This window comes from Klebsiella sp. X1-16S-Nf21 (assembly GCF_002837615.1).
In the GTDB taxonomy this organism is placed as follows: Bacteria; Pseudomonadota; Gammaproteobacteria; order Enterobacterales; family Enterobacteriaceae; genus Klebsiella; species Klebsiella variicola.
Genome location: NZ_PJDK01000041.1, coordinates 18,379 through 36,928, shown reverse-complemented (window position 1 = coordinate 36,928; position 18,550 = coordinate 18,379). Strand labels below are relative to the sequence as shown.

Below are 18,550 nucleotides of genomic sequence, written 5' to 3'. Positions count from 1 at the left end.
TTGGAGTTATGGTAATGAGAAACCGTTTCCCCGTTACGCTCTGGCTGGCGCTGGTCGCGCTGGTCGCCGCGCTGGCTCTGCCCGCGCGTGCCAACACCTGGCCCCTTCCCCCGCCGGGCAGCCGGCTGGTAGGTCAGAATACGTTCCACGTGGTGCAGGATAACGGCGGTTCGCTGGAGGCGATTGCCAAAAAGTACAATGTCGGTTTTCTGGCCCTGCTGCAGGCCAATCCCGGGGTTGACCCCTATGTTCCCCGCGCCGGCAGCGTGCTGACCATCCCCCTGCAGACGCTGCTGCCCGATGCGCCGCGCGAAGGGCTGGTGATTAACCTTGCCGAGCTGCGCCTCTACTATTACCCGCCGGGTAAAAATGAAGTGACCGTCTACCCGATCGGCATCGGCCAGCTGGGCGGAACCACCATCACGCCGACGATGGTCACGACCGTGTCTGACAAGCGGGCCAATCCGACCTGGACGCCCACCGCTAACATTCGCGCCCGCTACAAGGCAATGGGGATTGAGCTGCCGGCGGTGGTGCCAGCCGGTCCTGACAACCCGATGGGCCATCACGCCATCCGCCTTGCCGCCTATGGCGGAGTCTATCTCCTGCACGGCACCAATGCCGATTTCGGCATCGGCATGCGCGTCAGCTCCGGCTGTATTCGTCTGCGCGACAACGATATCAAGGCGCTGTACAACGCCATTTCGCCAGGCACTAAGGTGAATATCATTAACACGCCGATCAAGGTATCGGTAGAGCCGGATGGCCGCCGTCTGGTTGAAGTCCATCAGCCGCTGTCTGAGCATATCGATGACGACCCGCAGACCTTGCCCATTACGCTTAACGCGACCATGACGGAGTTCAAACAGGCGCCGCAAACCGACGGGACGGTGATGGAGCGCGCGATGAATTACCGCTCGGGCATGCCCATTGACGTCACGCGTCATGCTGCCCCTGGACCGCAGTCGTTGTAGTCTTACGCTGCACAAAACAAAAAACCCGCCTGATGGCGGGTTTTTTGTTGGCAAGGGTCAAACAGGGGTACAACAGGGTCTTACTCATCGCTGTCCGGTGAAGGGGGCCGGGCAACGACGCATCGGGCTTACTTGTAGATAACAGCGGTGCCGTGAAGGGTATTCGGACCGGTTACCGAAGTAATACGGAATGAGGTGGCGCCCATCTCATCCGCTTTCTGCGCCAGCTGATCTTCCAGCGAGCCCAGGTTAGTCCCGGCAGAAGCAGAGATGGTGCCTACTTTATGCTGACCCGCTGGGGTGGACTGCACCTCAACAGCGGCAAAGCTGGCGAAAGAGAGTGAGCTAAGAACGGCGGCAATAGCCAGAGTATTAACGGTTTTCATGATTATTATACCTGTGCAGATGAATTTTTTAGTAGGGTCGTAAGTATTAACTTAACGATCGATAGGTAAATAGTAATGTGATCTACATCACACGTCAACGCATTTTTATAACGATCGTTTAACTATTTATAAAATGCTTAAATTTCATACGCATATGATTTATTTATTTTTAAACCAACAGCGCTGGCCCCGGCGATCGTTTATTTTTATAATGGCTTTTCACCAAACCAACATAGGTACAACGGCACCATGACAACTGACGTTCAAAGTTGCGCCAAAAAAAGCCGTGGCCGACCGAAGGTGTTCGACAGGGATGCGGCGCTGGACAAAGCCATGACACTCTTCTGGCAGCACGGCTATGAGGCGACCTCGCTCGCCGATCTGGTCGAGGCGACAGGAGCAAAAGCCCCCACCCTGTATGCGGAATTTGTGAATAAAGAAGGCCTGTTCCGCGCAGTGTTGGATCGTTACATTTCGCGCTTTGCCGCGAAGCACGAAGCCGTGCTGTTGGCCGAAGGGAAATCCGTCGATCAGGCGTTGCGCGACTACTTCACGGCGGTCGCCACCTGCTTTACCAGCAAAGAGACGCCGGCCGGCTGCTTTATTATCAATACCTCCGCCGCGCTGGCCGCCTCCTCGACGGATATCGCCAATACCATCAAATCCCGCCATGCGATGCAGGAGCAGGCGCTCACTCAGTTTCTGCAGCAGCGGCAAGCGCAGGGCGAACTCCCCGCGGGCCGCGACGTCGCGCCGCTGGCGCAGTTTCTCAACTGTGTCCTGCAGGGGATGTCGATTAGCGCGCGGGAAGGCGCGGATTTCGACAAGCTGATGCAAATCACCGACACCACTCTCCGTCTCTGGCCGCAGATCCTCGAGTCCTGATGTGCCCTGCCTCCGGCGGTATTCTGCCGCCGGATCCACTCTCCTGTTGGCTTTATCCCCACAAAATAGATTGATTTTTATTACCTTTTCTCGTGCAAGATAAACGCAAATGATATTGATTGCGATATTCATTATGTGCAAAATCCTTTTTTGAGTTTTTCCAGATGTTTCGCATTGTAACTAATGCCGACCCGGCGTCGGCCTATAACAACGACAAAGCAACTTGCTCATAAAAGGAATGGATATGAAAAAGCGCCTCTGGGTGCTCCACCCCCTGCTGCTGGTCAGCTCGCTGCCTGCGCTGGCGGCTCAGTCTGATGAAGACAGCATCATCGTTAGTGCAAACCGCACCCATCGCACCGTGGCCGAAATGGCCCAAACCACCTGGGTCATTGAGGGCCAGGAGATTGAGCAGCAGGTCCAGGGCGGGAAAGAGTTCAAAGACGTGCTGGCGCAGCTGATCCCGGGCATCGATGTCAGCAGCCAGGGGCGCACCAATTACGGGATGAACATGCGCGGGCGCGCCATCGTCGTGCTGATCGACGGCGTCCGGCTCAATTCCTCACGCACCGACAGTCGCCAGCTCGACGCCATCGACCCCTTTAACATCGAACATATCGAAGTGATCTCCGGGGCGACCTCGCTGTACGGCGGAGGCAGTACCGGCGGGCTTATCAACATCGTCACCAAGAAAGGGCAGCAGGATCGCCAGGTCGATCTCGAGGTGGGCAGCAAGAGCGGGTTTGCGAACAGTAACGATCACGATGAGCGCATCGCGGCGGCCGTCAGCGGCCGGACAGACCATGCATCCGGGCGCTTATCGGTAGCCTATCAGCGTTTCGGCGGCTGGTACGATGGCAATAACGATGCGCTGATCCTCGATAACACGCAAACGGGGCTCCAGCACTCTGACCGCCTCGACGTGATGGGGACGGGGACGATTGAGATCGATGACAACCGCCAGCTGCAGCTTGTCACCCAGTATTATAAAAGCCAGGGCGATGATGACTACGGCCTGTGGCTCGGGAAGAACATGTCCGCTGTCACCAGCGGCGGCAAAGCGTACACCACCGACGGGCTCAATTCCGATCGCATCCCCGGTACAGAGCGGCACTTAATCAGCCTCCAGTACTCCGATGCCGACTTCTTCGGCCAGAATCTGGTGAGCCAGGTATACTATCGCGATGAGTCCCTCACCTTCTATCCGTTCCCGACGCTCACGAAAGGCCAGGTCAGTAGCTTCTCCTCGTCGCAGCAGGATACCGATCAGTATGGGGCAAAGCTGACCCTTAACAGCCAGCCGCTGGCGGGATGGGACCTCACCTGGGGTCTCGACGCCGATCATGAGACCTTCAATGCCAACCAGATGTTCTTCGATCTGCAGCAATCGCTGGCGTCGGGCGGGCTGCACAACGAATCGATCTACACCACCGGCCGCTATCCGGGATACAGCATCTCCAACGTCGCGCCGTTCCTGCAGTCCAGCTACGATCTGAACGAGATCTTTACCCTCAGCGGCGGGGTTCGCTACCAGTGGACCGAAAATCGGGTTGACGACTTTGTCGGCTACGCCCAGCAACAGGATATCGCCAACGGCAAAGCGCGCTCCGCCGACGCCATCAAAGGCGGCAAAACCGATTACGATAACTTCCTGTTTAACGCCGGGATCGTGGCGCATCTGACCGAGCGTCAGCAGACCTGGTTTAACTTCTCGCAGGGCGTCGAGCTGCCGGACCCCGGTAAATACTACGGCATCGGTAAATACGGCGCGGCGGTCAATGGCCATCTGCCGCTGATCTCCAGCGTCAACGTCGATGACTCGCCGCTGCAGGGGATCAAAGTTAACTCGTATGAGCTGGGCTGGCGCTACACCGGCGATAACCTGCGCACCCAGCTGGCGGCGTATTACTCGACTTCGGATAAGACCATCGTCGTCAACCGCACCGACATGACCATCGACGTGCAGTCCGACAAACGGCGTATTTACGGCGTTGAGGGAGCGGTCGATTACTTTATTCCGGACAGCGACTGGAGCGTCGGCGGTAACTTCAACGTGCTGAAATCACAGGTGCAGACCGACGGCCGCTGGCAAAAATGGGATGTCACCCTCGCCTCACCGTCCAAAGCCACCGCCTGGGTGGGTTGGGCGCCGGATCCGTGGAGCCTGCGCGTGCAGAGCCAGCAGGTGTTTGACCTCAGCGACGCCGCCGGTAACAAGCTGGAAGGCTATAACACCGTTGATTTTATTGGCAGTTACGCGCTGCCGGTGGGGAAACTGACCTTCAGTATCGAAAACCTGCTTAACGAAGACTATGTCACCATCTGGGGCCAGCGGGCGCCGCTGCTCTACAGCCCGACCTACGGCAGTTCATCGCTGTACGAATACAAAGGCCGTGGCCGTACCTTCGGTCTGAATTACGCGTTAACCTTCTGATAAAAAAAGCCCCTCAGCCTGAGCGATTGAGGGGCTAATCAATACATAAATCTGTTTTTAGATTTTGTTGTTCAGGACCAGCTGGCCGTTGTTGTCCAGCGGGATCTGGCTGCCAGGATTGTGATCCATACGGATTTTCCCCTGCTGATCGCCTATTTTATAGGTCACATCGTAGCCCAGCATTTTATCGGATTTGTCATACACCGTTTTACAACGCTGCTGGGTGGTAGTGTAGGTATCGTTGTCCTGCATCGCCCCCTGGAGCTGGTTGCCGGCATAGCCGCCGCCCAGCGCACCTACCACCGTCGCTACACTACGTCCGCGACCGCCGCCAAACTGGTGGCCAATCACCCCACCGGCCACCGCGCCGAGTACCGAACCGGCGATACGGTTTTCATCCTGGACCGGACGACGATGGGTCACCGTGACATTGCGGCATTCCTGACGCGGCGTTTTCACGGTTTCTTTAATCGGTGTACTGGAGACCACTTGCGCATACTGCGGGCCGCGATCTAACACGTTGAGACCAGCGACAGCTGCAACGCCCAGCGCGGCAGCCACGCCTATCCCTATACCCGCCAACATAGATTTATTCACGGGAGATCCTCCTTTGTTGCTGTTGATACAATTTTGCAACCGGAGCCGGGAGGGCGCAAATCAGATAGCGGATGAAAAGTGCGAGAATTCGCAGCAAATCAAGGGGATTCAGAGGATTCCGAGCGGGATCGCCGCGGTTTCAGCAGAAGAGCCCGGAGCGCCGTCAGGGCGGCTCCGGGTAAAGACAGCGTATTAGTGCAGCTTAAGACGCGGGCGAATGATGCGGTTGATACGCCCGACCAGCATCATCAGGCCGGTTTTGAAATAGCCGTGCAGGGCGATCTGGTGCATACGGTACAGGGAGATGTACACGAAGCGCGCAATACGCCCTTCCACCATCATCGAGCCGCGCATCAGGTTACCCATCAGGCTGCCGACGGTGGAGTAATTGGACAGTGACACCAGCGAGCCATGGTCTTTATAGGTGTACGCCTTCAGCGGTTTGCCTTTCATCTGCGCCAGGATGTTGTTCAGCGCGCAGGTAGCCATCTGGTGCGCCGCCTGGGCCCGCGGAGGGACAAAGCCGCCTTCCGGACGCGCACAGGAGGCGCAGTCGCCGATGGCGAAAATATCCGCATCGCGGGTGGTCTGCAGCGTCGGCTCGACCACCAGCTGATTGATACGGTTGGTTTCGAGGCCGCCGATCTCTTTCATGAAATCTGGCGCTTTGATCCCGGCCGCCCAGACCATCAGATCCGCTTCAATATATTCGCCATCTTTGGTGTGCAGACCGCCTGCATCCGCGCTGGTGACCATGGTCTGCGTCAGCACCCGTACGCCCAGCTTGGTCAGCTCATTATGCGCCGCCCCGGAAATGCGCGGCGGCAGTGCGGGCAGAATACGCTCGCCCGCCTCGACCAGCGTGACGTTCAGCGCTTCGTTAGTCAGCCCTTTGTAGCCGTAGCTGTGCAGCTGTTTCACCGCATTATGCAGTTCAGCGGAGAGTTCCACGCCGGTGGCGCCGCCGCCGACAATGGCGATGTTCACTTTACCGTTGGCACCCAGGTTGGCGGAGTATTTGAGGAACAGGTTGAGCATTTCCTGATGGAAACGACGCGCCTGATGCGGGTTGTCGAGGAAAATGCAGTTCTCTTTCACGCCAGGGGTGTTGAAGTCATTCGAGGTACTGCCCAACGCCATCACCAGCGTGTCGTACGGCAGTTTACGCTCAGCCACCAGCAGCTCGCCTTTTTCATTACGCAGCTCGCCGAGGGTGATGGTCTTCCCTTCGCGGTTGATATCCACCACCGAGCCCAGCTGGAACTGGAAACCGTGGTTGCGGGCATGGGCCAGATAGCTCAGCGCATCGACACCTTCATCCAGAGAACCGGTCGCCACTTCATGCAGCAGCGGCTTCCACAGATGGCTGTGGTTACGGTCCACCAGGGTGATTTTCGCTTTTTTATGGCGCCCTAACTTTTTCCCCAGCTGAGTTGCCAGTTCCAGTCCGCCAGCGCCGCCACCCACAATTACGATTTTTTTCAATGGCGTAGTCATGTGTACCCCTAAAATTATTAACCAATTGTTAAATAAAAGTTATGATAATAGCCTTTATTTAACAACAAGTTACGTCAATGAAACCATTCAGCACCGTCGAGAATACCATGAACGGTGCATTGGTCATACCAAAATTGATATGCATCAAGTTTTGTCGCGTATTTTTTCAGCGAAACCAATAAGTGTAGGCATAAAAAAACCCGCGCGGTGAACACGGCGCGGGTTTGGCGACAGGGGAAAAGGCTTAACCGAGGGTTTTAAACGCTTTCAGCCGCTGCAGGTGCGGCGAGATGTTTTTAAATTTATGGGTCTGCTCTTCATCCCAGATAATTTCATAATAGTGGTGCAGAAGATCGGCGGAACGCTGGCTGTCCAGCGCTTCGTCCTGCCGGGAAAGCACCACCAGACAGCGATCGCGATTCTTCTCACGGAAGTTGGTTACACACTTGGTGGCGATGTCAGCATACTCTTCCGGGCGGTCGATTTTGCCTTCCATGTTCTCATGCGGAAACAGGTTTGGATTGAACACCGCCTGGCGGATATCGCACAGAAAACCAATCCGCTCCGCCCAGTAGCCGCCAAGGCCGACGCCGCAGATCAGAGGCCGGTCATCGGCGGTAAGCTGCAGCATTTTATCGACCTCTTTCAGCAGATGCTGCATGTCGTGCTTGGGGTGGCGCGTGCTGTAGCTAATCAACCGCACGTCCGGGTCGATAAACTGCAGCTGCATCACCTTCTCATGGTTACCGGGGCTGTTCGAGTCAAAACCGTGTAAATAGATAATCATCGCATCCTCACCAGACAACAACGCCCCGCAGAGCGTTACGCGGACTTCGCCTCTTGCCAGCGCGCATGAAGCTGCTCCAGCTGGGCACTCACCGTTTTCCAACGGGCTGAATCCCTTAACTCCTGACGGGAAAAGGAACCTTTATGATACAATTTCGTAACACGCTCTGCTTTGATCGGCGACAGGTTATCCAGCACACTGACCGCGCCTTTACGATTATTGCAGACCAGTATCATATCGCAACCGGCGTCAAGCGACGCCTGACCGCGTTCGGCATAGCTGCCCATGATCGCCGCCCCTTCCATCGACAGATCGTCGGAGAAAATCACCCCGTCGAAGCCCAGCTCGCCGCGCAGCACCGTTTTTAACCAGTACGCTGAGCCGCTGGCCGGACGCGGGTCGAGCTCCGGGTAAATCACATGCGCGGGCATGATGGCATCCAGACGCTGTTCGGCGATGAGGCTTTTGAATACCGCCATATCGTGGTCGCGAATCACCGATGCCGGCCGCGGATCGAACGGGGTCACTTTGTGCGAATCGGCAGTCACCGCCCCGTGCCCCGGAAAGTGTTTGCCGGTGGTTTTCATGCCCGCGGCGTGCATCCCGTCAATAAAGTGACGCGCCATCGTCAGCGCTTTCTGCGGATCTTCATGATAAGAACGTTCGCCGATCGCGGCGCTGATGTGGCCGACGTCCAGCACCGGCGCAAAGCTGATATCGATGTCCATGGCGATCATTTCGCTGGCCATCAGCCAGCCGGCTTCGGCGGCCAGTTTGCCCCCCTCTTCCATCCCCAGCAGCGCGGCGAAAGACTGGGCCGCCGGTAAACGGGTAAAGCCTTCGCGGAAACGCTGAACACGCCCCCCTTCCTGATCCACCGCCACCACCAGATGGTTCCGGGAGGCATCGCGGATCTGGCGCACCAGCTCCCGCAGCTGCGCCGGATCGTGATAATTACGGGTAAAGAGGATCAACCCTCCCACCAGCGGATGCGCCAGAATCTCTCGCTCTTCCGCATCCAGTTCATACCCTTCGACATCCAACATGACTGGGCCCACACTGACCTCTCTTATCCTTTACGTTCGTTGTCTAACTGACACCATATTTCATCTGCCAGCGTGATAAATTGCCGATCGCCGCTCTGCTGCCAGCGCATTTCATACCATCCCGCCATCAGCAGCAATACCCACGGGCGCCAAAGTACAACCTGCCGCCAAAGCTGCTGCGCGTCGATGGCCGCCCGCCGGGCATACGCCGCCACCAGCTGGCGGCGCTGGTGAGGGGAAATCCACACCGCGGCCAGCTCCAGCGCGATATCGCCATCGCCGGCATATTCCCAGTCGATCAGCCTCAGGCCGGACTCGCTGTGGATAATATTGCCGGCATGGACGTCCATATGCAGCGGCGCCAGCCGCAGAGGACGGGGCTCGCCCCGGCGGCGCAGCCGCTGATGCCAGCGCAGCCAGCGCGGCGTGCGCCGTGCCGGATCGCACGTCTGCCAGTACTGGGCCAGCAGCGGTGCGAGGGTAACACGCCAGCCGAATCGCGGTTGCTGATGCACGTCATACAATAAGTCTGACAGCATAGGGCAGGCCGGTAACTCGCTTTTCACCTCCCCTGCGCAATATTCCACCACCATCCAGCAGGGTGAGTAAAACAGCGGGGCTGGCGCCAGCCTGGCAGGCAGTCGGCGGAGCGCGCGATACTGACGGCGGAAATAACAGGAAGCGGCTGACGGGTCGTGCGGCTGACGTAGCACGTGCCGCTGGTCGCCGTCGCTGATAATCACACTGCCGCCGCTGAGGCCATTCTGGCTCAGCGAGGCGACAGGATGATAGCGGGGGAAGAAGCGCGACAAGAGCTCATCGCGCGTCAGCTTATTGTTGCTGAACAGCACCTTTACCTGACCAGATAATCTCGCCGGTTTGCACCAGCATCAACTGCATCTTCAGTTCAGGCGCGTTGACGTTGCCGGTGGCATTGGAGTAAAGCACATACTGCGCGCCCACGTTGCGGGCGATCCCCATGGCTTTGCTGCGGCTGCCGAGGCTGTCCTGCGGCGACAGGCCCAGCTGCTGTTTGGCGACCCCAAGCTGCTGCGCCGAGACCAGCGTAAACTTACCGTTGCCGGCCAGCGCATTACGCAGCGCGGTAGTGGCTTCTCCCGCATTCAGCGTACCATTGGTGCGGTTGTTCACGCTGTCAACCAGCAGAATACTGCCCGCATTGACGCCGCTGGCCTGCAGCATCTGCCCCACCAGCGGCTGGACCGCGCCGTTCCAGTCATAATGACGCACGCGCGGCGCCGGCTGGCCAGACTGCTGATCCTGATGCTCAATGGGCCCCGGCTGCGACGGTACGGCAGGAACCGCCGGTACCGTCGGCACCGTGGGCTGCGGCTGCGCAGGCTGCTGCGGCTGCGGTTTGGCCTCTTCGACCGGCGCAGGCTGCTCACGTAACCCCGCACAGCCTGCGAGGAATATCGCCAGTGCTGTGATTAACGCATAGCGACACATTTTCATCATTATAATTACCCCTTACAGATAAAGATAAAGGCGGGCCTTATGCGCCCCCAGGATATTGGCGCTACCATACAATGTCACCGAAGAGCGTGCCGGAACCACGATGGTGCGCGGCGCTTCCAGCGGATGCATCTCCAGCCCTCGGGCGTCATACCAGAAAAAACGATAGTGCACGGTGACCGGCTGCTGGCGCTCGTTATACAGCGTTGAGGAGGCGGTAGCCTGAATCTCCGTCGCCACCACGGCAGGCTCGCTGGCGCTGATCCCGGCCGCCAGCACGCTCGACTCCATCACCAGCGCCTGCTGGTCAGAAACCGGGATCTCCGGATGTGAACTACACCCGGCCAGCAGTCCCGCCGCCAGGCAAGCGCCCAAAAGGGTCCTGAGCATGGCGTTAGCCTTTATGCGCCAGCATCGGGCCCAGCGGACGACCGCCCAGCAGATGCATGTGGATATGGTAAACTTCCTGGCCGCCGTGGCGGTTGCAATTAACGATCAAACGGTAGCCATCGTCGGCAAGACCTTCATCGCGGGCGATCTTCGCCGCGACGGTCATCATCCGGCCCAGCGCCAGCTCATGTTCGGTGGTGACGTCATTCACGGTAGGAATCAGAACATTCGGGACAATCAGAATGTGGGTGGGTGCCTGCGGGGAGATGTCGCGAAAAGCGGTCACAAGCTCATCCTGATAGACAATATCCGACGGGATCTCCCGGCGAATGATTTTGCTGAAAATCGTTTCTTCTGCCATGACTGATTCCTTATTAGTTTTATCCCATACGCTGGCCTGCTTCTGCAGATAAACGCGGACGCACAGGTTCAGATAAGAGTATGAGCGACATCCTCCCTCTCTTTCAACCTGAAAGCAGTTTTTCTTATTCAACTATAGACTTAGCTGCTGAGGGATTAAGCATTTGCCGGATACTCTTCAGGGTTATCGCCTCAGAAAACCTCACCTCGTAACGTAAAAAAGGCAGCCAATAGGCTGCCTTAGTCTCCCCGATACTACGTCTTAACTGTTACGGATGTACTCATCCATTTCAGTTTTCAGGTTATCGGACTTGGTACCGAAGATGGCCTGTACGCCAGAACCTGCCACTACCACGCCAGCGGCGCCCAGTTTTTTCAGGCCAGCCTGGTCAACTTTCGCTACATCCGCCACGCTAACACGCAGACGAGTAATACATGCGTCGAGGTTGGTGATGTTCTCTTTACCGCCGAAAGCGGCGATCAGAGCCGGAGCCATCTCGCTGGTTGCGCCAGCTTTGCTCTCTTCGGTGGTATCTTCACGACCCGGTGTTTTCAGATCCAGGGCTTTAATCAGCACGCGGAAAATGACGTAGTACACGATCGCATAGCAGATACCGACAATCGGGAACAGCCACAGCTTGCTGCTGTTACCGGACAGGACGATAAAGTCGATCAGGCCGTGAGAGAACGAGGTACCGTCACGCATACCCAGCAGGATACAGATCGGGAACGCCAGACCCGCCAGAATGGCATGGATAACGTACAGGATCGGCGCCACGAACATGAAGGAGAACTCGATCGGCTCGGTGATACCGGTCAGGAACGAGGTCAGTGCGGCGGAGATCATGATACCGCCCACTTTGGCGCGGTTTTCCGGTTTAGCAGAGTGCCAAATCGCGATTGCCGCTGCCGGCAGACCGTACATTTTGAACAGGAAGCCGCCAGACAGTTTGCCCGCGGTCGGGTCGCCTGCCATGTAGCGCGGGATATCGCCGTGGAACACCTGACCAGCCGCGTTGGTGTATTCGCCGATCTGCATCTGGAAAGGAACGTTCCAGATGTGGTGCAGACCAAACGGCACCAGGCAACGCTCGATGAAACCGTAGATACCAAACGCTACCACCGGGTTCTGATAAGCAGCCCACTGGGAGAAGGTCTGGATCGCGGAACCGATCGGCGGCCAAATGAAGGAGAGGATCACGCCGGTGAAGATAGCGGCCAGACCAGAGATAATCGGTACAAAGCGCTTGCCCGCAAAGAAGCCCAGGTATTCTGGCAGCTTGATACGATAGAAGCGGTTGAACATGTACGCGGCGATAGCACCGGAGATAATACCGCCAAGCACGCCGGTATCAGCCAGGTGTTTTGCCGCAATCTCTTCAGCAGGTAAATGCAGCACCAGCGGCGCAACCACCGCCATGGTTTTCACCATGATGCCGTAAGCCACGACTGCAGCCAGTGCGGATACACCGTCGTTATTGGTGAAGCCGAGGGCCACACCGATAGCGAAGATCAGCGGCATGTTGGCGAAAACTGAACCGCCTGCTTCTGCCATAACGTGGGAGACCACGGCTGGCAGCCAGCTGAAGTTTGCGGAACCGACGCCCAGCAGGATACCTGCGATAGGCAGTACGGATACCGGCAGCATCAGCGATTTACCGACCTTCTGCAGGTTAGCAAATGCATTCTTAAACATAATTGAGAGTGCTCCTGAGTATTTGGTACTTTTTTACGTTTTCACGCATTGGCCCGGGGGGAGAACCGTGCCGTGGACAGGACATCTAAGCGCCCTTTATTTATTACACAGAGTAAAATAATTAACGGGATGATTGTTTGACGGCTATCACGTTTCAATCAGCCTTACGGTAAAAATTTACATCAGCTTACATAAGTTGTATCCAGATGTTGCCAAAAAACCTTCACCGCCACTTTTGTGGCGGTGAACTTTACTCGCTTTGGTTATTAATTACGAGCCTTAAAATAATAAGCAGATCAAGCAGGTTGTAAGCGGGCGGGGTCAATATGGAACAGAGTGGCAAAATTATCGGTGGTCTGCTGGGCCAGTTGCTCCAGCGACACGCCTTTCAGTACCGCCATGTATTCCGCAACGTCACGGACCAGCGCCGGCTGGTTCTCTTTGCCGCGATGGGGGACTGGCGCCAGGTACGGCGAATCGGTCTCCACCAGCAGGCGATCCAGCGGAACATAGCGCGCCGCATCGCGCAGCTGCTCGGCGTTACGAAAAGTGACGATACCGGAAAACGAGATATAGAACCCCATGTCGAGCAATTTACCCGCTGTCTCCCTGTCCTCAGTGAAACAGTGTAGTACGCCACCGCAATCCGTCACCTTTTCTTCGCGTAAAATGGCCAGGGTATCGGCGCGCGCGTCGCGGGTGTGGACGATCACCGGCTTATTCAGCTCGCGGCCAATGCGTATGTGGTCGCGAAACGAGGTTTGCTGCTGGGCTTTGGTTTCCGGGGTATAAAAATAATCCAGACCGGTCTCCCCCATCGCCACAACGCCCTCTTCCGCCGCCAGCGTGCGCAGGGTCTCCACCTCGTAGGCTTCGTCCTGGTTTAACGGATGCACGCCGCAGGAGAAGACGACGTTGTCACGCGTCCCCACCAGCTCACGCATACTGCGGTAGCCGGGCAAGGTCGTGGCGACCGCCAGGCAGAATTTCACATCGCGCGCGGCCGCTTTTGCCAGCACGTCGTCGACGTTTTTGTGCAGAGTTTGATAATCCAGACCATCAAGATGGCAGTGGGAGTCGACTAAAAACATAATGTCTCACTCAGAGGTGGGATACGGGTAAAACCGTCCCGGGTTGCAGGTAATGTTCCCAGCGCAGCAGGCGCTCGGTGAGCAGCAGTTCGCGGTTGACGCCGACGACGTTCAGCAATTGCTCACGGCAGGTACAGACGTCATGGGCGATCGCCTGCAGCCGGGCGGCGGGCAGGCTGTGCGCCAGCTGCTCCAGCAGCGGCCAGACGTCCGGGTTACTCACCAGGGCAATCCCCTGCTGTCGTTTTTGCGCATCGACCAGCAGCGATGCCAGCCAGTGCAGGCGAACCGCCGCCTGTTCATGATTGAGTATCGGCAGCAATGCCAGCCAGTCACCACTCGCCAGGGTGGCCGCCAGCGCCTGACACAGCTGCTGCCGCGCCGTCCACTGCGGTTCCTGTAATAGTTCGAGCGCCGCGGCCGGCGCGCTGGCGCACAGACGCAACGCGGTCAACAGCGACTCCTGCGGCAGGTTCACCTCTCGCTCCAGCCAGGCCAGGGCATAAGACTCCGACGGCGGCGCCAGGTGGTGCAGGCGACAACGGCTGCGCAGAGTCGTCAGCAGACGCGCCGGCTCCTGGCAGGCGAGGAAGAACCAGGTATTCTCCGGCGGCTCTTCCAGCGTTTTCAGCAACGCGTTGGCGGCGGCATCGGTCAGCAAAGCGGCATCGCTAATCCACACCACTTTCGCCCCACCGAGGCGCGCGCGCTCATAGAGCTTTTCATTGACATCGCGCACCGCATCAATGCCCAGCGCACTCTTGCCCTTTTCGGGGATCAGCGGATAGTAATCGGGATGTGTGCCGGCCTGCATCAGCTGGCAACTATGGCAGTGGCCGCAGCTTTTATGTCCTTCGGGCTGGCGGCACATCAGGAAGCGGCACAGCGCGTAAATCAACGCCTCACCGCCCATCCCGCTCAGAGACTGTAACAGCAAGGCGTGGTGGCCTCGTCCGGCCTGATAGCTTCCGACCAGTTGCTCGAACGACGGGCGCAGCCACGGATACCATTTCATGCCGGTTGCTCCGCCATCCACTGGGCGATTGTGGCGCGTATGTCGCGAGCGACGGCGTCGAGCGGCTGGGTCGCGTCAACCGTACGGATCGACGGGTCTGCAGCGGCCAGCTCAAGGTAGCGCGCGCGGGTGCGATTGAAGAAGTTCATGGACTCCTGCTCAATGCGATCCAGTTCGCCGCGGGCCCGGGCGCGCTGCAGCCCCACTTCCGGCGTGACGTCGAGGTACAGCGTCAGATTGGGGCGGAAATCGCCGAGTACCGCGTCGCGCAGCGTCGCCAGCATCGTACGGTCAATTCCCCGGCCGCCGCCCTGATAAGCCTGAGTCGACAGATCGTGACGATCGCCGATCACCCACTGGCCGCGGGCCAGCGCGGGCTTAATCACGGTCTCCACCAGCTGGACGCGCGCCGCGTAAAACATCAGCACTTCCGCTTTATCATTAATGACCTCATCACCCGTGGACTGGATATCCAGCACCAGGCTACGCAGTTTTTCGGCAAGGACAGTGCCCCCCGGCTCGCGGGTAAACACCATATCGTGAATACCTGCCGACTGCAGCGTCTCCACCACCAGCTGACGTGCGGTGGTCTTCCCGGCGCCCTCCAGCCCCTCGATGACGATATAGTTACTGCGCATTTTTTTCCTTAAGTACTTTCAGATAGTCCTGCACCGCACGGTTATGACTGACCAGGTTTGTGGTAAACGTATGGCCCCCTTTCCCGTCGGCGACAAAATAGAGGTATGACGTTTTCGCCGGATGGGCGGCCGCCTTCAGCGACGCCGCGCCCGGCACTGCGATAGGACCAGGCGGCAGGCCGCTGATGGTATAAGTGTTGTATGCGGTCGGCGTCTCGAGATCCTTACGCGTTAACTTACCAGTATACCCCTCGCCCATCCCGTAGATCACGGTCGGATCGGTCTGTAAGCGCATACCGATGCGCAGGCGATTGATAAATACCGACGCGACGCGGTCGCGCTCTTCCGCCACCGCGGTCTCTTTCTCAATAATCGAGGCCATGGTCAACAGCTGGTTCTGATCGGCATAGGGCAGATTGTCCATCCGTCCTTCCCAGATCTTCGCCACTTCGGCGACCATTTTCTGATGCGCGCGCTTGAGGATGGCGATATCGCTGGTATTGGCGGTGTACATCCAGGTATCCGGCCAGAACCAGCCCTCCACCCAGTCGGCATGCTCAAGACCTAACGCCTTAGCCACCGTCGCATAGCTATCATCATCGAGAGTGTGCTTCACGTACGGGGCATCGCGCAGCTGGCGCAGGTAGTCGCTAACGCGCATACCTTCGACAAAGCGCAGCGGAAACTGCGCCTCTTTACCGCTGGCCAGCAGCTGCAGCATCTCGCGCACCGTCATCTGCGGCGTGAAGCGATAGGTCCCGGCTTTGAAGTGAGACAGCTCAGGTTCCACCCGCAGCAGCCACTGGAAAACGCGCGGGCGGTTGATCACCTTCTCGCGATAAAGATCCTGGCCCAGCGCCAGACGGCCGGTACCGGGCTCCAGGGTGAAGATGGTCTCTTCTTTAATCAGCAGCTTGCTGTCCGCCAGCTGGCGTACTTTCCACATGCCTGCCGCCGCGGCGATGCCCAGCACCACCACTAACAGCAGAATAAAACGTAACATTTTCTTCATACTAACCAGACAGCTCACACAAAGGGGCTAAAAAATGGTAAAGCTCGCGCGAGGACCAGACGGTCTCCTCCCAGCGACGAACCGGCACCAGCGGCATCAGCGCATTGCAGATCAGCACTTCATCGGCTTCACGCAATACCTCAGGACGCGCTGTCACTTCGACAACGCGAAACGCCGATGGTGCCAGCTGTGCGATACAGCGCTGCCGCATAATGCCGTTGACCCCGGCGTAATCGAGCCGCGGAGTAAATACATCCCGTCCCTGACGCCAGAATAAATTCGCGGCACAGCATTCCGTAAGCCACCCGTCACTGTCAAGGACCAGCGCCTCATCGGCGTCCGTCTGCTCAAGATGAGAGCGGATCAGTACCTGCTCAAGGCGATTAAGATGCTTCAGTCCGGCAAGCCACGGGTTGCGCCCCAGGGGCACCGGGCTCTGGGTCAGGGTAATGCCCTCCTCCCGCCAGCGCGCATAATGCGCCGGGAATGGAGAGACACTGAGAATGCGGGTGGGCGACACGCAGCCCGCCGTACTGTATCCCCTTCCCCCAACGCCGCGGGTGAGGATCACCTTCAACACGCCCTGCGCGTGCGGCCGCGCCAGACGCTGCATCTCTTCGCTCAGCGTCAGCCAGTCGTGAAATGGTATTTGTAATTTTTCACAGGTTGTCTGCAAACGCTGCAGATGGGCGTCCAGTAGCGCAACCTGCCCCTGCTGAATGCGGGCGGTAGTAAAACAGCCGTCGCCAAACTGGGTGGCGCGATCGTTCGCTGCCAGCGTGTCCTGTGCAACGCCATTTATCAAGAACATAAAGGACTCCTTTTCACTGGTCGGTCAGTGTCTCAGGACCCAGAGCAGAGGACAAGCGGAGAAAACTGAATAAAAAAAGGCCCGACAAACGGGCCTTTTGTTAAAGCAGTACCGGGGCAAGCCCTGTCACACTTTTTTGAAGATCAACGAACCGTTAGTGCCGCCAAAGCCGAAGGAGTTGCACAGGGTGTACTCCATACCGGAAACCTGACGCGCTTCGTGTGGCACGAAATCGAGGTCGCAGCCCTCATCCGGGTTGTCGAGGTTGATCGTCGGCGGAACCGCCTGGTCGCGCAGCGCCAGGATAGAGTAGATCGACTCTACGGCCCCTGCCGCGCCCAGCAGGTGCCCGGTCATGGATTTGGTGGAGCTCACCATGACGCGGCTCGCCGCATCACCGAAGACTGACTTAACGGCCTGCGCTTCTGCTTTATCGCCAGCCGGCGTCGAGGTGCCGTGGGCGTTGACGTAGCCAATCTGGCCCGGTTCGATGCCCGCATCGCGAATGGCATTCACCATCGCCAGCGCGGCGCCCGCACCATCTTCCGGCGGTGACGTCATGTGGTAAGCATCGCTGCTCATGCCGAAGCCAACGATCTCGGCGTAGATTTTGGCACCGCGTTTTTTAGCATGCTCGTACTCTTCCAGCACCACCATACCCGCGCCGTCGCCCAGCACGAAGCCGTCGCGATCTTTATCCCACGGACGGCTCGCCGCCTGCGGGTTGTCATTGCGCGTGGAGAGCGCACGCGCCGCGCCGAAGCCGCCCACGCCAAGCGGGGTACTGGCTTTTTCCGCACCGCCTGCCACCATCGCATCGGCATCGCCATAGGCGATGATGCGCGCGGCCTGGCCGATGTTGTGCACGCCTGAAGTACATGCGGTCGCGATAGAGATGCTTGGCCCACGCAGACCAAACATGATGGTCAGATGCCCGGCCACCATGTTAACAATTGTGGAAGGAACGAAGAATGGGCTGATCTTACGCGGTCCGCCGTTAACCAGCGAACTGTGGTTTTCTTCGATCAAGCCGAGACCGCCAATACCGGAGCCGATAGCGGCGCCAATACGGGTTGCATTCTCTTCCGTCACTTCAAGGCCAGAATCCTGCATGGCCTGAACGCCAGCGACAATTCCATATTGAATGAAGGCATCCATCTTGCGCTGTTCTTTGCGCGAGATAATGTCATCACAGTTAAAATCCTTTACTAAGCCAGCAAATTTCGTTGCATAGGCGCTAGTATCGAAATGGTCGATCAGGCTGATGCCACTCTGACCGGCAAGGAGAGCTTTCCAGGTAGACTCTACGGTATTGCCGACAGGAGACAACATGCCCAGTCCGGTCACAACTACACGACGCTTAGACACGTTTGTCCTCCAGGGAGGGAAAATAGATTCTTGTGGGACAATAAAAAGATAAAACTCAGGCGGTCGAATGACCGCCTGGAGATGTTC

Annotated in this window: 21 protein-coding genes; 4 read left to right on the top strand and 17 right to left on the bottom strand. The window is 57.9% G+C overall.

Translation table 11 applies throughout. From position 1 onward, the window contains the following. Positions 1 to 14 precede the first annotated feature (14 nt). Positions 15 to 974 (top strand): L,D-transpeptidase LdtC, encoded by a 960-nt coding sequence (gene ldtC, locus CW267_RS18520; RefSeq protein ID WP_012542231.1) that lies wholly within the window; start codon positions 15 to 17, stop codon positions 972 to 974. Positions 975 to 1,102: 128 nt separating this feature from the next. On the opposite strand, the gene bhsA is transcribed toward ldtC, so the two are convergent. Continuing rightward, positions 1,103 to 1,360: a multiple stress resistance protein BhsA gene (gene bhsA / locus CW267_RS18515; RefSeq protein WP_012542232.1), complete on the bottom strand. Its 258-nt coding sequence runs from the start codon at positions 1,358 to 1,360 to the stop codon at positions 1,103 to 1,105. Positions 1,361 to 1,493: 133 nt separating this feature from the next. Between bhsA and CW267_RS30710 the strand changes: the two genes are divergently transcribed. Then, positions 1,494 to 1,613: a hypothetical protein gene (locus CW267_RS30710; RefSeq protein WP_046622381.1), complete on the top strand. Its 120-nt coding sequence runs from the start codon at positions 1,494 to 1,496 to the stop codon at positions 1,611 to 1,613. Next, entirely contained in the window at positions 1,610 to 2,245 is a 636-nt protein-coding gene (locus CW267_RS18510; RefSeq protein ID WP_008806001.1) for a TetR/AcrR family transcriptional regulator, read from the top strand. Before CW267_RS30710 ends, CW267_RS18510 begins: the two co-directional genes overlap by 4 nt. A gap of 52 nt (positions 2,246 to 2,297) precedes the next feature. On the opposite strand, the gene CW267_RS30705 is transcribed toward CW267_RS18510, so the two are convergent. After that, entirely contained in the window at positions 2,298 to 2,420 is a 123-nt protein-coding gene (locus tag CW267_RS30705; RefSeq protein ID WP_012542233.1) for a hypothetical protein, read from the bottom strand. Between the two features lie 69 nt (positions 2,421 to 2,489). Between CW267_RS30705 and CW267_RS18505 the strand changes: the two genes are divergently transcribed. Next, on the top strand, positions 2,490 to 4,679 hold the full coding sequence (locus CW267_RS18505) for a TonB-dependent siderophore receptor (protein WP_100781584.1): 2,190 nt from the start codon (positions 2,490 to 2,492) through the stop codon (positions 4,677 to 4,679). 57 nt (positions 4,680 to 4,736) lie between these two features. Here CW267_RS18505 and CW267_RS18500 read toward each other — a convergent pair whose 3' ends face one another. The 15 genes from CW267_RS18500 to fabF form a co-directional block, all read right to left on the bottom strand. Continuing rightward, positions 4,737 to 5,276 (bottom strand): glycine zipper 2TM domain-containing protein, encoded by a 540-nt coding sequence (locus CW267_RS18500; protein ID WP_008805999.1) that lies wholly within the window; start codon positions 5,274 to 5,276, stop codon positions 4,737 to 4,739. A gap of 192 nt (positions 5,277 to 5,468) precedes the next feature. Beyond that, positions 5,469 to 6,773, bottom strand: coding sequence for an NAD(P)/FAD-dependent oxidoreductase (locus CW267_RS18495; RefSeq protein ID WP_008805997.1), 1,305 nt, complete (start codon positions 6,771 to 6,773; stop codon positions 5,469 to 5,471). Between the two features lie 244 nt (positions 6,774 to 7,017). Continuing rightward, positions 7,018 to 7,560: an alpha/beta hydrolase YcfP gene (gene ycfP / locus CW267_RS18490; protein WP_002900775.1), complete on the bottom strand. Its 543-nt coding sequence runs from the start codon at positions 7,558 to 7,560 to the stop codon at positions 7,018 to 7,020. Between the two features lie 35 nt (positions 7,561 to 7,595). Continuing rightward, positions 7,596 to 8,606 (bottom strand): beta-N-acetylhexosaminidase, encoded by a 1,011-nt coding sequence (gene nagZ / locus CW267_RS18485; RefSeq protein ID WP_162993254.1) that lies wholly within the window; start codon positions 8,604 to 8,606, stop codon positions 7,596 to 7,598. 23 nt (positions 8,607 to 8,629) lie between these two features. Further along, a complete protein-coding gene (gene thiK / locus CW267_RS18480) occupies positions 8,630 to 9,457 on the bottom strand; it encodes a thiamine kinase (RefSeq protein WP_016160619.1) in 828 nt (275 codons plus the stop codon). After that, a complete protein-coding gene (gene lpoB / locus CW267_RS18475) occupies positions 9,438 to 10,076 on the bottom strand; it encodes a penicillin-binding protein activator LpoB (protein WP_162493324.1) in 639 nt (212 codons plus the stop codon). Before lpoB ends, thiK begins: the two co-directional genes overlap by 20 nt. Positions 10,077 to 10,097: 21 nt before the next feature. Beyond that, positions 10,098 to 10,472, bottom strand: a complete 375-nt coding sequence (locus CW267_RS18470; RefSeq protein WP_023322316.1) for a YcfL family protein — start codon at positions 10,470 to 10,472, stop codon at positions 10,098 to 10,100. Positions 10,473 to 10,476: 4 nt separating this feature from the next. After that, positions 10,477 to 10,833 carry a purine nucleoside phosphoramidase gene (gene hinT, locus CW267_RS18465; protein WP_004204571.1) on the bottom strand — a complete coding sequence of 119 codons (357 nt, stop codon included), beginning with the start codon at positions 10,831 to 10,833 and terminating at the stop codon, positions 10,477 to 10,479. 261 nt (positions 10,834 to 11,094) lie between these two features. After that, positions 11,095 to 12,528: a PTS glucose transporter subunit IIBC gene (ptsG, locus tag CW267_RS18455; RefSeq protein ID WP_008805993.1), complete on the bottom strand. Its 1,434-nt coding sequence runs from the start codon at positions 12,526 to 12,528 to the stop codon at positions 11,095 to 11,097. A 296-nt stretch (positions 12,529 to 12,824) separates the two neighbouring features. Further along, entirely contained in the window at positions 12,825 to 13,619 is a 795-nt protein-coding gene (locus CW267_RS18450) for a metal-dependent hydrolase (protein ID WP_008805992.1), read from the bottom strand. 10 nt (positions 13,620 to 13,629) lie between these two features. After that, positions 13,630 to 14,634, bottom strand: coding sequence for a DNA polymerase III subunit delta' (gene holB / locus CW267_RS18445; RefSeq protein WP_008805991.1), 1,005 nt, complete (start codon positions 14,632 to 14,634; stop codon positions 13,630 to 13,632). Then, positions 14,631 to 15,272, bottom strand: a complete 642-nt coding sequence (gene tmk / locus CW267_RS18440; RefSeq protein ID WP_008805990.1) for a dTMP kinase — start codon at positions 15,270 to 15,272, stop codon at positions 14,631 to 14,633. The genes holB and tmk overlap by 4 nt, the downstream gene beginning before the upstream one ends. Further along, positions 15,262 to 16,284, bottom strand: a complete 1,023-nt coding sequence (yceG, locus tag CW267_RS18435) for a cell division protein YceG (protein WP_100781582.1) — start codon at positions 16,282 to 16,284, stop codon at positions 15,262 to 15,264. The genes tmk and yceG overlap by 11 nt, the downstream gene beginning before the upstream one ends. A gap of 1 nt (position 16,285) precedes the next feature. Beyond that, positions 16,286 to 17,095, bottom strand: coding sequence for an aminodeoxychorismate lyase (gene pabC / locus CW267_RS18430; RefSeq protein WP_100781581.1), 810 nt, complete (start codon positions 17,093 to 17,095; stop codon positions 16,286 to 16,288). Between the two features lie 126 nt (positions 17,096 to 17,221). Then, the gene (fabF, locus tag CW267_RS18425; protein WP_012542241.1) at positions 17,222 to 18,463 is read right to left on the bottom strand and encodes a beta-ketoacyl-ACP synthase II; all 1,242 of its coding nucleotides are present in this window, start codon (positions 18,461 to 18,463) and stop codon (positions 17,222 to 17,224) included. Positions 18,464 to 18,550 lie beyond the last annotated feature (87 nt).

Coding starts and splice junctions, on each gene's coding strand:
- ldtC (WP_012542231.1), top strand. CDS start 15: ATGAGAAACCGTTTCCCCGTTACGCTCTGGCTGGCGCTGGTCGCGCTG.
- bhsA (WP_012542232.1), bottom strand. CDS start 1,360: ATGAAAACCGTTAATACTCTGGCTATTGCCGCCGTTCTTAGCTCACTC.
- CW267_RS30710 (WP_046622381.1), top strand. CDS start 1,494: ATGCTTAAATTTCATACGCATATGATTTATTTATTTTTAAACCAACAG.
- CW267_RS18510 (WP_008806001.1), top strand. CDS start 1,610: ATGACAACTGACGTTCAAAGTTGCGCCAAAAAAAGCCGTGGCCGACCG.
- CW267_RS30705 (WP_012542233.1), bottom strand. CDS start 2,420: ATGCGAAACATCTGGAAAAACTCAAAAAAGGATTTTGCACATAATGAA.
- CW267_RS18505 (WP_100781584.1), top strand. CDS start 2,490: ATGAAAAAGCGCCTCTGGGTGCTCCACCCCCTGCTGCTGGTCAGCTCG.
- CW267_RS18495 (WP_008805997.1), bottom strand. CDS start 6,773: ATGACTACGCCATTGAAAAAAATCGTAATTGTGGGTGGCGGCGCTGGC.
- ycfP (WP_002900775.1), bottom strand. CDS start 7,560: ATGATTATCTATTTACACGGTTTTGACTCGAACAGCCCCGGTAACCAT.
- nagZ (WP_162993254.1), bottom strand. CDS start 8,606: ATGTTGGATGTCGAAGGGTATGAACTGGATGCGGAAGAGCGAGAGATT.
- lpoB (WP_162493324.1), bottom strand. CDS start 10,076: ATGTGTCGCTATGCGTTAATCACAGCACTGGCGATATTCCTCGCAGGC.
- CW267_RS18470 (WP_023322316.1), bottom strand. CDS start 10,472: ATGCTCAGGACCCTTTTGGGCGCTTGCCTGGCGGCGGGACTGCTGGCC.
- hinT (WP_004204571.1), bottom strand. CDS start 10,833: ATGGCAGAAGAAACGATTTTCAGCAAAATCATTCGCCGGGAGATCCCG.
- ptsG (WP_008805993.1), bottom strand. CDS start 12,528: ATGTTTAAGAATGCATTTGCTAACCTGCAGAAGGTCGGTAAATCGCTG.
- CW267_RS18450 (WP_008805992.1), bottom strand. CDS start 13,619: ATGTTTTTAGTCGACTCCCACTGCCATCTTGATGGTCTGGATTATCAA.
- holB (WP_008805991.1), bottom strand. CDS start 14,634: ATGAAATGGTATCCGTGGCTGCGCCCGTCGTTCGAGCAACTGGTCGGA.
- tmk (WP_008805990.1), bottom strand. CDS start 15,272: ATGCGCAGTAACTATATCGTCATCGAGGGGCTGGAGGGCGCCGGGAAG.
- yceG (WP_100781582.1), bottom strand. CDS start 16,284: ATGAAGAAAATGTTACGTTTTATTCTGCTGTTAGTGGTGGTGCTGGGC.
- pabC (WP_100781581.1), bottom strand. CDS start 17,095: ATGTTCTTGATAAATGGCGTTGCACAGGACACGCTGGCAGCGAACGAT.